The 14,222-nt window shown below is 66.8% G+C and carries 13 protein-coding genes; 7 read left to right on the forward strand and 6 right to left on the reverse strand.

The annotated features are described in order from the left end of the window. The first annotated feature begins 6 nt into the window (after positions 1-6). Together ACYX4S_RS17895 and ACYX4S_RS17900 are read left to right on the forward strand one after the other, a co-directional pair. The gene (locus ACYX4S_RS17895; RefSeq protein ID WP_293717401.1) at positions 7-834 is read left to right on the forward strand and encodes a ParA family protein; all 828 of its coding nucleotides are present in this window, start codon (positions 7-9) and stop codon (positions 832-834) included. A gap of 118 nt (positions 835-952) precedes the next feature. Continuing rightward, positions 953-1,843 (forward strand): ParB/RepB/Spo0J family partition protein, encoded by an 891-nt coding sequence (locus tag ACYX4S_RS17900; protein WP_293717400.1) that lies wholly within the window; start codon positions 953-955, stop codon positions 1,841-1,843. A gap of 66 nt (positions 1,844-1,909) precedes the next feature. On the opposite strand, the gene ACYX4S_RS17905 is transcribed toward ACYX4S_RS17900, so the two are convergent. After that, positions 1,910-2,482 carry a sigma-70 family RNA polymerase sigma factor gene (locus tag ACYX4S_RS17905; RefSeq protein ID WP_476361179.1) on the reverse strand — a complete coding sequence of 191 codons (573 nt, stop codon included), beginning with the start codon at positions 2,480-2,482 and terminating at the stop codon, positions 1,910-1,912. Positions 2,483-2,825: 343 nt separating this feature from the next. Here ACYX4S_RS17905 and ACYX4S_RS17910 point away from each other — a divergent pair, with 343 nt between their 5' ends. The 3 genes from ACYX4S_RS17910 (at position 2,826) to ACYX4S_RS17920 (ending at position 5,331) form a co-directional block, all read left to right on the forward strand. Next, positions 2,826-3,335: an invasion associated locus B family protein gene (locus ACYX4S_RS17910; RefSeq protein ID WP_293717398.1), complete on the forward strand. Its 510-nt coding sequence runs from the start codon at positions 2,826-2,828 to the stop codon at positions 3,333-3,335. A 274-nt stretch (positions 3,336-3,609) separates the two neighbouring features. Further along, on the forward strand, positions 3,610-4,830 hold the full coding sequence (rlmN, locus tag ACYX4S_RS17915; RefSeq protein ID WP_476361180.1) for a dual-specificity RNA methyltransferase RlmN: 1,221 nt from the start codon (positions 3,610-3,612) through the stop codon (positions 4,828-4,830). 18 nt (positions 4,831-4,848) lie between these two features. Then, the gene (locus tag ACYX4S_RS17920) at positions 4,849-5,331 is read left to right on the forward strand and encodes a translation initiation factor IF-3 (RefSeq protein ID WP_476361181.1); all 483 of its coding nucleotides are present in this window, start codon (positions 4,849-4,851) and stop codon (positions 5,329-5,331) included. A gap of 59 nt (positions 5,332-5,390) precedes the next feature. Here ACYX4S_RS17920 and ACYX4S_RS17925 read toward each other — a convergent pair whose 3' ends face one another. The 5 genes from ACYX4S_RS17925 to htpX form a co-directional block, all read right to left on the reverse strand. After that, complete coding sequence (locus tag ACYX4S_RS17925; protein ID WP_293717395.1) at positions 5,391-5,771, reverse strand: YkvA family protein; 381 nt, start codon at positions 5,769-5,771, stop codon at positions 5,391-5,393. Between the two features lie 211 nt (positions 5,772-5,982). Beyond that, complete coding sequence (gene purH / locus ACYX4S_RS17930) at positions 5,983-7,599, reverse strand: bifunctional phosphoribosylaminoimidazolecarboxamide formyltransferase/IMP cyclohydrolase (protein WP_476361182.1); 1,617 nt, start codon at positions 7,597-7,599, stop codon at positions 5,983-5,985. Between the two features lie 89 nt (positions 7,600-7,688). Continuing rightward, positions 7,689-9,440, reverse strand: a complete 1,752-nt coding sequence (locus tag ACYX4S_RS17935; RefSeq protein WP_293717675.1) for a heparinase II/III family protein — start codon at positions 9,438-9,440, stop codon at positions 7,689-7,691. Between the two features lie 177 nt (positions 9,441-9,617). Continuing rightward, complete coding sequence (locus ACYX4S_RS17940) at positions 9,618-11,123, reverse strand: RsmB/NOP family class I SAM-dependent RNA methyltransferase (protein WP_476361183.1); 1,506 nt, start codon at positions 11,121-11,123, stop codon at positions 9,618-9,620. A gap of 233 nt (positions 11,124-11,356) precedes the next feature. After that, positions 11,357-12,340 carry a zinc metalloprotease HtpX gene (gene htpX, locus ACYX4S_RS17945; RefSeq protein ID WP_476361184.1) on the reverse strand — a complete coding sequence of 328 codons (984 nt, stop codon included), beginning with the start codon at positions 12,338-12,340 and terminating at the stop codon, positions 11,357-11,359. 183 nt (positions 12,341-12,523) lie between these two features. Between htpX and ACYX4S_RS17950 the strand changes: the two genes are divergently transcribed. Beyond that, positions 12,524-12,799 carry a DUF1674 domain-containing protein gene (locus ACYX4S_RS17950; protein ID WP_476361185.1) on the forward strand — a complete coding sequence of 92 codons (276 nt, stop codon included), beginning with the start codon at positions 12,524-12,526 and terminating at the stop codon, positions 12,797-12,799. Positions 12,800-12,988: 189 nt separating this feature from the next. Beyond that, a complete protein-coding gene (locus ACYX4S_RS17955) occupies positions 12,989-14,221 on the forward strand; it encodes an aminotransferase class I/II-fold pyridoxal phosphate-dependent enzyme (protein ID WP_476361186.1) in 1,233 nt (410 codons plus the stop codon). Position 14,222: the final 1 nt, after the last annotated feature.

The raw sequence follows: 14,222 nt of genomic DNA on the forward strand, positions 1-14,222 counted from the left end.
ATCCGGATGAGAAATCTCCCGCAGTCCCCGCGCGTTCTGGCGCTGGCCAATCAGAAGGGCGGGGTCGGCAAGACCACGACCGCCATCAATCTCGGCACGGCGCTGGCCGCCATCGGCGAGCGCGTCCTCGTGATCGATCTCGATCCGCAGGGTAACGCCTCGACGGGGCTTGGCATCGACCGCCGTGATCGCGACCTGTCGACATATGACGTGTTGACCGGCGACTGTTCTCTTTCCGAAACGATCCGGGACACCGACGTGCCGCGCCTCTGGGTCGCGCCGTCCACCATGGATCTGCTCGGCGTCGAGCTGGAGATCGCACAGAGCTCCGACCGTGCGCACCGCATGCGCAGGGCGATCTCGGATCTGGCGGAGCAGGGGCGTTCCGAGGGAATGCCCGATTTCACCTATGTGCTGATCGACTGTCCGCCCTCGCTGAACCTTCTCACGATCAACGCGCTGTCGGCGTCCCATTCGATCCTGGTCCCCCTGCAGTGCGAGTTCTTCGCCCTGGAAGGTCTGAGCCAGCTTCTTTCGACGGTCGAGCAGGTGAAGGCGGCGCTCAATCCGGAGCTGTCCATCCATGGTATCGTGCTGACCATGTTCGACAGCCGAAACAATCTCTCCGCGCAGGTCGTGGCCGATGTGCGCGAGACGATGGGCGATGCGGTCTACGAGACGGTCATTCCGCGCAACGTGCGTGTCTCGGAGGCGCCGTCCTACGGAAAGCCCGCGTTGCTTTACGATCTCAAGTGTTCCGGCAGCCAGGCCTACCTGCGCCTTGCCTCGGAGATCATCCAGCGCGAACGCAACCTGCGTGGCGTCGCGGCCTGAGGCAGCAGGGAAGGCGTGGCTGATCGATTCGGCTGCGCAACGGCCAAAGTAACGAGTCATGCCGGACATGCGGAGGAAGCTCTCCGCGTCCGGCCTTTGGGAAGCGAGTGACGGTCAGATGGCAGATGAAGAGGGTGGCAAGAAGAAGCGGCTCGGTCGGGGTCTTGCGGCGCTGATCGGTGAAGTCGGCACGGAGCCGCCGTCCGACCCGCGCCCGCCGCGCGACACGCGCAAGGTTCCGATCGAGTTCCTGACCGCGAACCCCCGCAACCCGCGCAAGAGCTTCTCGGAAACCGATCTGGACGACCTGACGAGTTCGATCCGCGAGAAGGGGGTCGTGCAGCCGCTTCTCGTGCGGCCCGTGCCCAGCCGCGACAATGCCTATGAGATCATTGCCGGCGAACGGCGCTGGCGGGCGGCGCAGCGCGCGGGCCTGCACATGGTGCCGGTGGTCGTGCGCGAGGTCACGGACCAGGAAGCGCTCGAGCTGGCGATCATCGAGAACGTTCAGCGCGCGGATCTCAATCCCATCGAGGAAGGGCTTGGCTACGACCAGCTCGTGCAGGAGTTCTCCTACTCCCAGAGCGAACTGGCGAAGGTGATCGGCAAGAGCCGCAGCCATGTGGCCAACACCCTGCGGCTTCTGAAGCTGCCGAACTCGGTGAAGGATTATCTCGCCGAAGGGCTGCTGACCGCGGGCCACGCGCGCGCGCTCATCACCGCCGACGATCCCGCCGCGCTTGCCGAGCTGATCGTGGAAAAGGGCCTCAACGTGCGCGAGGCCGAAAAGCTCGCGCAGGATCCGAACGCCTTTTCCGCCAAGCAGAAGGCGCCCAAGCCGGAGAAGGATGCGGACACGCGGGCGCTGGAAAAGCGGCTTGCCGACAGTCTGGGGCTGAAGATCGCCATCGCCCACAAGCCCGAGAAGGGCACGGGCGAACTCAAGATCAAATACGCCTCGGTGGAACAGCTCGACGAGATCTGCCGCCTGCTGGGCGTTTCCGGCTAAACCCTGTCCCGAAGCCTGGACGGGAGCGGGGCGCGGCAATCGGTCGCGCCGGTGTGCTCCCGTCGATCAGTCGAGGTCGACAGCGGCGTCTTCTTCAAGCGCGCGTCTGAGCCTTGAAAAGGCGAGGCGGATGCGCGACTTGACGGTGCCAAGCGGCACGCCGGTCTCCTCCGCGATCTGGCTGTGGGAAAGTCCTGAAAAGAAGGCGCGGCGGATCAGGTCGGCCTGATCCTCGCGCAGGCTCTCGATGGCCAGGCGCACCCGATCCTCGCGGGTGCGCGCATCCATGCCCTCGTCGGGATGCTCGGCTGCGGCGGGGCGAAGCGAGGGATCTTCCGGATCGAGGGCGCCGGACTTGTCGCGGCGCAGGGAATCGATGCGGCGATTGCGGGCGATCCGAAAGAGCCAGGTTGCGACGGAGGCGCGGCTTGCATCGAAGAGCGCCGCCTTGCGCCACAGGGTGATCATGACCTCCTGGGCCAGTTCCTCGGCCTGGGCGGGATCCGAGCCGAGACGTACCAGATAGGCCTTCAGGCGGGGGGCGAAATGGTCGAAAAGCTCGGCGAAAGCGGAACGGTCGCGTGTTTCCGCGACCTTCCGGACGAGGTTCGAGAAATGTTCCGAGGAAGCACCCGCCACGTGACCTCACCACGATCGCCACACGGGTCTGGCATCCCGTTTGTCGAACCCGTCCAGCAATGACCAATGCCCCTTGTCTAGCAGGCTGACGCGGCTTTCGCGAGCCCCTGAAACCGCGCCGCCCGCCCGATGGCGGGGGTGTCACACTCTCGCCAGATTTCTGACGGCAGCGTGCCTGCACACATGGATCATCCTCCCGGGTTCCTGACGGCATCGCATCGATTTCGACTCGTTGCCGCTCATCAACCCTTTCGTAACTTGCGATGCAGTAACCTTAAGGCAAGGTGACGAAAGCGCATCGAATTCGATCCAAATCCGAATGTCAGCAGTAGCGGTTTAGGAAATGATGCAGGCACGAACGCTCATCCCGGCCTTTGTGGCAGTCGTCCTCACGGGCGCGTCGGCGCAGGCTCAGACGCCGACTCTCATCGGCGAGAACAACGATTGGCAGACGTATTCGTACGGCGGCGCCAAGGGCAAGGTGTGTTACGCCCTGTCGAAGCCGACCAAGCTCGCGCCGTCCGACCGGAACCATGGCGACGTCTTCTTCTTCGTCTCCAACCGGCCGGGCGAGAATGTGAACAATGAGCCCAGCGTGATCGTCGGCTATTCCTTCAAGGAACAGTCTTCGGTTTCCGTCGACGTCGACGGCAAGGGCTTCACCATGTTCACCAAGAACGACGGTGCATGGATGGCGAACCCGACCGAGGAGCGTCAGCTCGTTTCGGCCATGAAGGCCGGGCGGTCCATGACGGTGAACGGCGTGTCCTCGCGCGGCACGCAGACCTCCTACACGTTCTCGCTGTCCGGTGTGACAGCGGCCATCACCGCGGCCGACAAGGCCTGTCAGTAAGGTCAAGCGTGTGGTCTGGCCGGGCCTCGGGGCCCGGTTCGGGGCGCGCATGGACTTTCGACTGACGAGGGCTGTCGTTTCCCGCCGCGCGGGGGGCTCACAAACGCTTCCGGATCGGCTATAAGCTGATGCCGAGAGACAGGCGGCGCATGCGCGCCGCCTTTTGGTGTTTACCCGGGACCGGGTTTCCGGTCTCCAGCCGGTGACGGCGCGGGGCATCAGCGACGCCCGGCCGGGCCAGAGGGCCCGGGACCGCAGCTTTCTGGATCGCGACATGACTGTGACCTTGCTCGACGCAACGCCTGCGTCCGCCGCCGCGCCGGCGACCACTCCGGTTCCCGACAAGCCCAGCCTGATCGGGCTCGACCGCCAGGCCCTTGGCGAGGCCCTGGCGGGCATCGGCGTGCCCGAGCGCCAGATCCGGATGCGGGTCGGCCAGCTCTGGCATTGGCTCTATGTGCGCGGCGCCTCGGATTTCTCCGAGATGACCAATGTGTCCAAGGACCTGCGCGCCCAGCTCGACGCGGTCTTCACCATCGCACGGCCCGAGATGGTCTCGGAGATGATCTCGACGGACGGGACCCGCAAGTGGCTCTTCCGGTTCCCTCCGCGTGGCGCCGGACGTCCGGTGGAGATCGAAACCGTCTATATTCCCGAGGAAGGGCGCGGGACGCTCTGCGTCTCCTCCCAGGTCGGCTGCACGCTGACCTGCTCCTTCTGTCACACGGGCACGCAGCGCCTTGTGCGCAACCTGACGGCGGAAGAGATCCTGTCGCAGATCCTTGTGGCGCGCGATCGCCTGGGCGACTTCCCCAAGGGCGAGACACCCGCCGGCGCGGCTGTTCCCAGCGAGGGGCGTCTCGTCACCAACATCGTCATGATGGGCATGGGCGAGCCGCTCTACAATTTCGACGCCGTGAAGACGGCGCTGCTCATCGCTTCCGACGGCGACGGCCTGTCGCTGTCCAAGCGCCGGATCACGCTGTCGACCTCCGGCGTCGTGCCGATGATCGAGCGCACCGGATCCGAGATCGGCTGCATGCTTGCCATCTCGCTTCACGCGGTGCGTGACGAACTGCGCGACGAGCTGGTGCCGATCAACAAGAAGTGGAACCTCGCCGAGCTTCTCGAGGCCTGTCGCAACTATCCGGGCCTCAACAATGCACGGCGCATCACCTTCGAATACGTGATGCTGAAGGACGTGAACGACAGCCTTGCGGATGCGCGTGAACTGGTGCGCCTGCTCAAGGGCATTCCGGCGAAGATCAACCTGATCCCGTTCAATCCCTGGCCCGGATCGCCTTACGAGTGCTCGGACTGGGAGCAGATCGAGGCATTCGCCGAGGTGGTGAACCGGGCCGGCTATGCATCGCCGATCCGTACGCCGCGTGGCCGTGATATCTTCGCCGCCTGCGGCCAGCTCAAGTCCGAAACCGAGCGCCTCCGCGCCCGCGAGCGCGCCGCGCTCGAGGCATCGGCCGCCGGCCGGGCCTGAGCAGGAGACCGGCGCGCGATGGTGGACGGCGGGCGGCTTCTGGGCCAGGCGATACGGATCGTCTTCGCGCTTGTGTTCGCCTTCGTGGCGGCGGGGCTGTTTCTCGCGTTCGGTCTGTTCCGGGCACTCGATCCGGCAAACGATCCGGTGGGTGTTGGCGCGACGGCCGGGTTCGCGCTCGTCAGTTCTAGCGTGATTGGCGGCATCGCTTTCGTGCCGGCGCTGGTGGGAGTCGCGATTTCGGAGCTCTTCGCGTTGCGCGGCATCGTGTTTCATCTGGCCGTGGGCGGAGCGATCGGCGCGGCCGTCTGGATCGCCGGCGGTGACGGCGGTTCCACGCAGACCGGCGCTGCGGCACTCACGCCGGGCACCAGTGTTGCCGCCGCCGCCGGTTTCGTCGCCGGGTTCATGTATTGGCTGTTCGCGGGCCGTCAGGCGGGATGCTGGCGTGTCGGGCGGCAATCGGACGCGACCGATCGCGATGCCAGCGCGGGTCATTAACCGGCAAATTTCATTTTCATATCAATAGCATGAAGGTCACAGGCCCTGCCTGACCCGTGTCAGGCTGCCTTTGCCGAACGCCCCCGGAGCGCCTGGCGTGCCGCGTCCAGATGCTCGTCGCGCACATGGGTGCGGATGAGCGTCATGACGCCCATGAGCACCGTGGCGTCATCGGTGAAGCCGATGCCGACCAGCATGTCCGGGATCATGTCCATGGGCATGACGAAATAGGCAAGTGCGGCCAGGATGCCCCCGCGAACCCGGCGCGGGGTGGCAGGATCGAGCGCGCAATAATAGCCGGCGATAACGTCTTCCATGAAGGGAATCTGGCCGGCGGCACGGCGTGCGGCGTCGAAGATGCGCGCGCTGACTTTCGCCTCGCGCTCCTCCTCGGGACCGAGGAAATCGGTGTCGAAATTCTTGCCGAAACCGGTTTGCATGTCCTGTCCTCCCTTCGCGCAACCGGTCAACCGAAGTTGCCGGCCGTCTCGCCACGACGCGGATGGCCCTCCTGCCCCAGCGTCATAATGTGGGAAGTGTGGCATGGAATTGCAAAGCCGGAACGACAGAACGCCGCGGACAGGCCGCGGCGCTCGGTCGCATATGGTCATTTCCTGAAGGGGCAGGCGACCGGAAAGCCGCCGCGACCCGTCAGTGCCTGAAGTGGCGCATTCCGGTGAAGACCATGGCAAGGCCGGCCTCGTCGGCGGCGTCGATCACTTCCTGGTCGCGCATGGATCCTCCCGGCTGGATCACGGCCGTGGCACCGGCCTCGGCCGCGGCGAGAAGACCGTCCGCGAAGGGGAAGAAGGCATCGGATGCGACCACGGACCCGATGATCTTCGCCTCGGCCTCACCTGCCGTCTCGGCGGCGTCCTGCGCCTTGCGGGCCGCGATGCGCGAGCTGTCGACACGGCTCATCTGTCCGGCGCCGACGCCCACGGTGGCGCCGTCCTTCACATAGACGATGGCGTTGGACTTCACGTGCTTGGCGACGCGGAAGGCGAACTTGAGGTCCGCCAGTTCCCGGTCGCTCGGCTGGCGCTTCGTCACCACCTTGAGATCGAGGTCGTCGACGTTGCCCGTGTCGCGGTCCTGAACGAGCAGGCCGCCGGCGACCGACTTCACGATGCGTCCCGGCGCCCGGCTGTCGGCAAGTCCGCCGGTCACCAGAAGGCGCAGGTTCTTCTTGGCCGCGACGATGGCGATGGCCTCGTCGCTGGCATCCGGCGCGATGATCACCTCGGTGAAGATCTTGACGATCTCCGTCGCGGCTTCGGCGTCGAGCGGCTTGTTGAGGGCGACGATGCCGCCGAAGGCGGAGACGGGATCGCAGGCAAGGGCCTTCTCGTAGGCGTCCTTGAGGCTCGTGCCCGTCGCGACGCCACAGGGATTGGCGTGCTTGATGATCGCCACGGCGGAGGTCGTCGCGGGATCGAACTCGCTGACCAGCTCGAAGGCGGCGTCGGTGTCGTTGATGTTGTTGTAGGACAGCGCCTTGCCCTGGATCTGGCGGGCCGTGGCGACGCCGAACCGCTTCTCCGGCGTGGTGTAGAAGGCGGCCTGCTGGTGCGGATTCTCGCCGTAGCGCATGACGCTTTCCAGGGTGCCGCCGAAAGCGACATGGGCGGGCGCGGTCTCGCCGATCTCACCGGCGAACCAGTTGGACACCGCCGCGTCATAGGCGGCCGTGCGGGCGAAGGCCTTCTGGGCAAGCCGCTTGCGCAGCTCCAGCGGCACCTGGCCGTCGTTGGCTTCCAGAGCCTTGAGAACGGACGCGTAGTCGGCCGGATCGCTGACCATGGTGACATAGGCGTGGTTCTTGGCCGCCGCACGGGTCATTGCCGGCCCGCCGATGTCGACATTCTCGATGGCGAGCGCGAAGTCGGCGCCGGAGGCCACGGTTTCCTCGAAGGGGTAGAGATTGACGCAGACGAGATCGATGCCTTCGATGCCGTGCTCGCTCATGGCGGCGCGGTGTTCCTCGTCGTCACGGATCGCCAGAAGCCCGCCATGGACCGCCGGGTGCAGCGTCTTCACGCGTCCGTCCATGATCTCGGGAAACTCCGTGACCTCGGAGATGTCCATGACCTGAAGGCCCGCATCGGCGAGCGCCTTGCGCGTGCCGCCCGTGGAGACGAGTGTCACGCCACGCGCCGCGAGCGCCTTGGCGAAGTCGACCAGGCCGGTCTTGTCCGATACGGACAGGAGAGCGCGCCTGACGGGAACGAGATCGGGAACGGGAATGCGCTTTGACGCGACGGCCATGGGTCGGATCCTTCGGCTTTCGGCGGGGAGTTGGAGCCACGCCCTAGCACGAAGCGCGCCGAACCGGAAGCCGGACAATCAGCTTTCCGCTAAAGGTCCAGATCCTCGCTTGCCGGCCCGTCGCTCACCCGGCGGCGGGCAGTCTTTCCGGTGGCGGTGCGGCGAAGCTGCCAGGCGGCCTCGCGGCGGTGCGCAAGGCGGCCGTGAATGACGATCTGCTCCGTGCGCCGGTGGCCGTAAGTGTCGGAGAGGTAGATGGATTCCTCGATGGTCGTCTCGCAGCCCGGCGCGACGAACTCCCAGGCCTCGCCGTCGGGCGCCATGAGCAGGATGGCGGTCCCGGAGCGCACGGGGCTGGCCTTGATCGCCGGATGCAGGTGAAAGCGAATGGCGAAGGCGTCCTTGCGCGGTGTCTTGCCCGTCGGCATGAAACGGTCGATGCCATCGAGCACGGACCCGTCCCTGGAGAGCGTCAGGTCGCGCTGGTGCACCACGTGATGCGTGTCCTGGTAGCCGTTGTGGCTGGCGACGACGCGCAGTCCCCCCTCGCCTTCCTCGCGCTCGACGGGCACATGCGTCGGACCGGCCAGGATCGGCGAACCCAGCCAGCCGCCGTAGCTGGTGGCGGCCAGGAACCGTGCCGAGGACGTGTCGTTGAGGGTCGCCGTCGAATGGGCCGGGGTCGAGCGCGCAACGGTGCGCCATGCACCGCGTTCGGTGTTGGACACGCCGCAGTTGACGATGATGCGCGAGCGTCGCGACGAGAGTTCGAACGACAGGCAGCCCGCATGGGCGGACTGGCTGAGATCGACGGGAGGCGGACGCCCGGTCTCGAACAGAACCACGCTGTCGCCGGCGGAAATGCGCTGATAGCCCGAATGGGGCGCGTTGCCGGGAGGACTGCCGCGTGCGTCGTCATAGGCGAGAATGGTCGCCACCAGGTCCGCCGGCGTCGATCCCATGCCGTTGAAATGGGCGAAGGCGCCGTCCGTGTGCCGGAAGAAGCGCACCATCGGCATCATCCGGTCGATGGCCTGCATGACCGTCTGCGACGAGGGAAGGCCCTGTACGGTGAGGGCCTGGCGCACCGGAAGCAGGTCGACGAGGATGTCGAGAAGCGCGCCCGGATTGCGCGAGACGTGGCCTCCATCGGGCAGGATCTGGCGCGCGAGCTCCTGGTCGAGACGGCGCAGGCTCTGTCGGACGTAGCGCCCCTGCCCGGACATGGACACGGTGGCGGCGGCAACGGCGATGGCCGCGCCAAGGCGCGGCACCCCGTCCGGGGTCTCGTTGATGGTGCGACGCAGATACCGGACCTGGCGGGCAAGCGAGCGCAGGAACCGGCGATAGAACTCGCGGTCGCATCCGTCGAGGATCAGCGGTGACTGGGACAGCCAGGCCAGCACGCGCCGGGTGACCACGGTCTGGTCCCAGCCGATCTCGTGCCAGTATCCGCAATGGCGGATCCAGTCATCGACGAGCGCGCGCGCGTTCTGGCGGGCGACCACCGTCTCGGCCGCCTTGAGATGGCGCAGCCAGCCGAAGCCGTGCAGTGCCCGCGCCCAGTCGGCGGAGGGCGGGTCGATCTCGAACGGCGAGCGGCCGCGCGCTTCCGCGAGTTGCCCGGCGAACAGGAACCGTCCTGAATAGATGTCGGCAGCATTCGTACCGTCGGAGGTGCGAAGATCCTGCGGCGCGATAAGCAGGCGTTGCGGAGAACCGGAGAACGGACGCCAGCGAAACAGCGGTCCGCCATGCAACCACTTGAGGAAGGACTGCCAGGTCACTTGCGTTAGAAGACGCCAGACCCGTGCCCGCTCGGCGAAGGACGAAAGCGTCATCTGCGTCAAGGCCCCTCCCGAGTGGTTGTGGACAGTACCAGCACTGCCCGCAGAGTTTCCGTCATCAGGGTTAGCGATCCGTTACGCAAAATGACGAAATTCGATCTTTCAACGGCTTCGCTCCCGCGACGCAGCGGTCTCCTGCCTGCCAGTGGAGTCATGAGGTCGCGTGTCTGTTCAGGATGCGACGGGCTCGGCTGCGACGCGGCGCAGGCGCGCGGCGAAGAAACCGTCGAGACCGCCCTGCTCCGCCGGATCGTGGCCAAGCAGCGAGGGAAGCGTGCGCAGGTCGCCGTCCGGCGTGATGGCGCCCTCCAGACCGTCGAGCCCCGTCTCGCCCGCCTCGATGGGCTGGCGCGTGAAACCGCTGTTTTCGGCCAGGAAGGCGGCAACGACGGCCTCGCCCTCCTGCGGCTCCAGCGAACAGGTGCAATAGACGACGGTGCCGCCGGGCTTCAGCCATCCGGCCGCGCGGGCAAGGAGTTCGCCTTGCCGTGCGGCAAGGTCGGCCACATCCGCCTGTGTCCGGGTCCAGGCGACCTCCGGGTGGCGGCGGATCGTGCCGGTCGCCGAACACGGTGCGTCGAGAAGGATCGCATCGAAGCGCTTGCCCGGCGACGAGGTCAGCAGGTTGCCGGTGACGATCTCTGCTTCGAGGCCGAGGCGGGCGAGATTTTCCGACAGGCGGCGCAGCCGGCGTTCGGAGATGTCCATCGCCGTTACCTTCGCGCTGGCGGCGGCGAGCTGGGCGGTCTTGCCGCCGGGGGCCGCGCAAAGGTCCGCCACCGTCAGTCCGCAGACGTCGCCGAGCAGGCGCGCGGGGATGGAGGCGGCGGCGTCCTGGATCCACCAGGCGCCTTCGTCATAGCCGGCAAGCTGGTCGACCCGTCCCGCGCCATGGGGCAGGCGCAGGGTGGAGGGGCCCAGCCGGCGTGCGCCGAGGCGTTCGGCCCAGCCATCCGCATCCGCCTTGACGGTGATGTCCAGGTTGGGCTCGAAGCGATGCATCGCGGCGATCGCGTTGGCCGCTTCCTCGCCGAAGGCTCGCTGCCAGTTGGCGAAAAGCCACACGGGCGCGTCGCGCCAGGGCTCGGCCGTGCCGGCAAGCAGTTCCTCGCGTTCCTTCGACATGCGGCGCAGGACCGCGTTGACCATGCCCTTGTAGCGGTAGGAACGCTGGTCCGCCTCCGCAAGCGTCACGGCCAGTGACACGGCGGCCCGGTCGGGAACTTCGAGATGCAGGATCTGAGTGGCGCCTACGTGCAGGATGGCGCTGACAAGGCCGGATTTTTCCGGGACGGGTTTGTCGAGCAGCCGTTTCAGACAGGCCTCGATGCGTCCGCGATGGCGAAAGGCGCTGGCCAGGATGGCGCGCAGCAGGCCACGGTCGCGGGCATCGAGCGCACGAAGGTCGTCGCTGCCCGTGGTCTCGTCCAGTTCCTCGTCGAGGGTCCGCCGTCCCGACAGGACGCGGCCGAGGATTTCCACCGCCAGACGGCGGACCTCCAGCCCGGCGATACCCTCGGCGCGGGGGCGTTCGCGCCGTCCCTCGCCGCGCGCATCGTCGCCATGGTCCGTTTTCCGTCCATCCGGGCGTGCCGTGGGCCGGCGGTTCCCGTGTGGCCTTGCGGACTTGCGGGTGTCGGTGGGGCGATCCTTGTTCGGACTCAACGTCTGGCTCACTCGGCGTCTGGGAAAATGTCGGGATGTCTGCCCTGATCGCTCAGGCCCGCGGGGCGAACGCCCGGAGCGTCGAAGGCCGTGACCGGCGCAGCGGTCCGCCGGATGCGTCATCCAGCGCGTTCAGTGCGACGAACCCCGGCTTATGCACGCAGCCGCATGTCTTTCACAAGAAAAATCGCCCGATCGCCTCGCCGGTCGCGGTTTGGGGGCAGCGAACCACCGACCCCGCCGCCTTATCCCCAGGGGCCGCGCGGCCTTTGCGGAGAGGAGGTGCGGCGACCCCAGGGACCGGGAGGGTCGGTGCGCGGCCGCCGGGCCGGTTTGTCCGTCCGGTCGTCGAACCGTCCGCCACCCGAGGTGCCGTGCATGTTCGCGCCGGGGCCGGCAAGCTCCATGAGCGCGCGGATGCGGTTGTCCGTGTTCGGGTGGGTGGAGAAGAGATTGTCCATCTTCTCGCCCGACAGCGGATTGATGATGAACATGTGCGCGGTGGCCGGATTGCGCTCGGCATCCGGGTTGTGGATCCGCGCCGCGCCGCCGGCGATCTTCTGCAGTGCGGAGGCAAGCCACACGGGATTTCCGCAGATCGCGGCGCCTTCCCGGTCGGCGGCGTATTCGCGCGTGCGGCTGATCGCCATCTGCACCAGCATGGCGGCCAGCGGGGCGACGATCATGGCGAGCAGCACGCCGACGAAACCGAGCGGATTGTTGTTGTCGCGGTTGCCGCCGAAGAAGAAGGCGAAATTCGCCAGCATGGAGATCGCACCGGCGATGGTTGCCGTGATGGTCATGATGAGCGTGTCGTGATGCTTCACGTGGGCGAGCTCATGCGCCATGACCGCCGCGACTTCCTCGCGCGTCAGCGTGTTCAAGAGGCCCGTGGTGGCGGCAACGGCGGCGTTCTGCGGATTGCGTCCGGTGGCGAAGGCATTGGGCTGGGGATTGTCGATCAGGTAGACCTTCGGCATCGGCAGGTCGGCGTTTGCCGCAAGCTGGCGCACGATGTGGAAGAGCTCGGGCGCCTGGCGCTCGTCGGCTTCGACGGCATGGTGCATCCTGAGCACCATCTTGTCCGAGTTCCAGTAGCTGAAGACGTTCATCGCGCCTGCGATCACCAGCGCGATCACCATGCCGCTCTGACCGCCGATCATGAAGCCGAGCCCCATGAAGAGCGCCGTCATCGCGGCCAGGAGAAGAGCAGTGCGGAAGTAGTTCATCGTGATCCGTCTCGACGCGGTTGAAACGCGGGCGAGGCATGAGGCACTTTGCCGTTTCCTCGCGCCCGGGCAGACCTATATGTTGGGGCATCCCGCCGGCTTGCAAGAGCCGGCGCTTGCGGACGCGCGCAAGCACGCGGCCAGCGAAGACCACCACGCATCGAGGCAACAGGGGCAGTATCCATGACGGACCCGGATCGCAAGACCGGCAAGGAGGCGAATCAGGCGCCGGCCGCGCTCTACACCGAAACCGTGATCGAAACGCCGGACGAGCCCGTCCGCCGGCGGTTCGAGGACCTGCCGCCGGCTGCCCAGCGGGCGCTTCGCGAGGCGGAGACCCGGCGCCGGGAAATCGATGCGAAGGCGGAGAAGCTCCAGAAGGAGATCGACGGTCGCGGCGGACTGGAACCGACCCGCTACGAGGACTGGGAGGTCAAGGGCATCACCTCCGACTTCTGAACACGTGTCTCGCCGGAATGCGCTCATGCCGGCTTGGTTAATGAGCGATTTACCAGCAGCGGCTAGGCTTCGGACCGGAACGGGAACACATGCCGGACTCCAGCGGTCGCCCGCGCAAGGGTTTGCGCCTGGGCGAGCGGGAGATGGGCGCGTCCCCTTTCGAAAGCCTGCTGGAGATCATCGAAGCGCATGTCCGCCCTCGCCGAACAGACCCCGCCCGCCGCTGCCGCCCTGCCCTCGGCGAACCCGTTCGAGCGCCTTGCCGCGCTGATCGAGGGCATCGAGCCGGGTCGCGATCCGCTCATCATGACGATCGGCGAACCGCGTCACCCGTTCCCGGATTTTGTCGGGGACGTGCTCGCGGACAATCTCGCGGGCTTTTCGCGTTACCCCAATATTCGCGGGACGGATGCCTTCCGCGCCTCGGTCGGAGCCTGGCTCGACCGGCGGTACAATCTGGGCGGCACCCTTGACGCGACGCGCGGCGTGTTGCCGCTCAACGGCTCGCGCGAGGGGCTGACCTTCGCCGCGCTGGGTGTGCGCGACCATCTGGAAGCGGCCGGCCGCCGTTTCGGTCCCGGGCGACCCGCCGTGCTGATCCCCAATCCGTTCTATCAGAGCTATGCGGCGGCGGCCCATGTCGCGGGTGCCGACTTCGTGCCGCTCGACGCGACGCGCGAGACCGGCTTTCTGCCCGATCTGGATGCCCTGTCGCCGGAAGTGCTCGAGCGCATGGTTGCCATCTACTATGCCTCTCCCTCCAATCCGGAAGGCGCGGTCGCCGACATGGCGACGTGGCGGAAGCTGATCGGACTGGCGCGCAGGCACGACTTTTTCGTCGTCGCCGACGAGTGTTACTCGGAGATCTACCGCGACACACCGCCGCCGGGTGTTCTGGAGGCCGCCCGCGAGATGGGCGAAGGCTATGCCAACATCATCTCGATCAATTCGCTTTCGAAGCGCTCGAACCTCGCCGGCCTGCGCTGCGGCTTTGCCGCCGGCGACCCGGAATTCATGGTGCGCTGGGCGAAATTCCGGGGACTTGCCGCGCCGCAGGTGGCCATGCCGCTTCAGGCGGTGGCCGTTGCCGCCTTCGACGACGAACGGCACGTGGAGGACAACCGGCGGCTCTACAATGCAAAATTCGCCGCCGCCGAGCGCGTTCTGGCGCCGCTGTTTTCCGATGTGGTGCCGGATGCGGGGTTCTTCCTGTGGCTGGACGTGTCACGCTTCGGCGGCGGCATCGAGGTCGCGCGAAGGCTTTGGGCGGAAGCCGGCGTGAAGGTGCTGCCGGGCAGCTACCTTGCGCTTGACGGGCCCACCGGCAATCCGGGCGACGCCTATATCCGCCTGGCGCTCGTCGACGACGTGACCACCATCGAGACGGCGCTTGCCCGCGTCGTCGCCGTGCTCGGAGGGTAAG

This window comes from Stappia sp. ABD4_338, from assembly GCF_056312175.1.

What these genes read in the sequence shown, in the direction of transcription:
- ACYX4S_RS17895 (WP_293717401.1), top strand. Translation starts at nt 7, where the DNA reads ATGAGAAATCTCCCGCAGTCCCCGCGCGTTCTGGCGCTGGCCAATCAG.
- ACYX4S_RS17900 (WP_293717400.1), top strand. Translation starts at nt 953, where the DNA reads ATGGCAGATGAAGAGGGTGGCAAGAAGAAGCGGCTCGGTCGGGGTCTT.
- ACYX4S_RS17910 (WP_293717398.1), top strand. Translation starts at nt 2,826, where the DNA reads ATGATGCAGGCACGAACGCTCATCCCGGCCTTTGTGGCAGTCGTCCTC.
- rlmN (WP_476361180.1), top strand. Translation starts at nt 3,610, where the DNA reads ATGACTGTGACCTTGCTCGACGCAACGCCTGCGTCCGCCGCCGCGCCG.
- ACYX4S_RS17920 (WP_476361181.1), top strand. Translation starts at nt 4,849, where the DNA reads ATGGTGGACGGCGGGCGGCTTCTGGGCCAGGCGATACGGATCGTCTTC.
- ACYX4S_RS17925 (WP_293717395.1), bottom strand. Translation starts at nt 5,771, where the DNA reads ATGCAAACCGGTTTCGGCAAGAATTTCGACACCGATTTCCTCGGTCCC.
- purH (WP_476361182.1), bottom strand. Translation starts at nt 7,599, where the DNA reads ATGGCCGTCGCGTCAAAGCGCATTCCCGTTCCCGATCTCGTTCCCGTC.
- ACYX4S_RS17935 (WP_293717675.1), bottom strand. Translation starts at nt 9,440, where the DNA reads ATGACGCTTTCGTCCTTCGCCGAGCGGGCACGGGTCTGGCGTCTTCTA.
- htpX (WP_476361184.1), bottom strand. Translation starts at nt 12,340, where the DNA reads ATGAACTACTTCCGCACTGCTCTTCTCCTGGCCGCGATGACGGCGCTC.
- ACYX4S_RS17950 (WP_476361185.1), top strand. Translation starts at nt 12,524, where the DNA reads ATGACGGACCCGGATCGCAAGACCGGCAAGGAGGCGAATCAGGCGCCG.
- ACYX4S_RS17955 (WP_476361186.1), top strand. Translation starts at nt 12,989, where the DNA reads ATGTCCGCCCTCGCCGAACAGACCCCGCCCGCCGCTGCCGCCCTGCCC.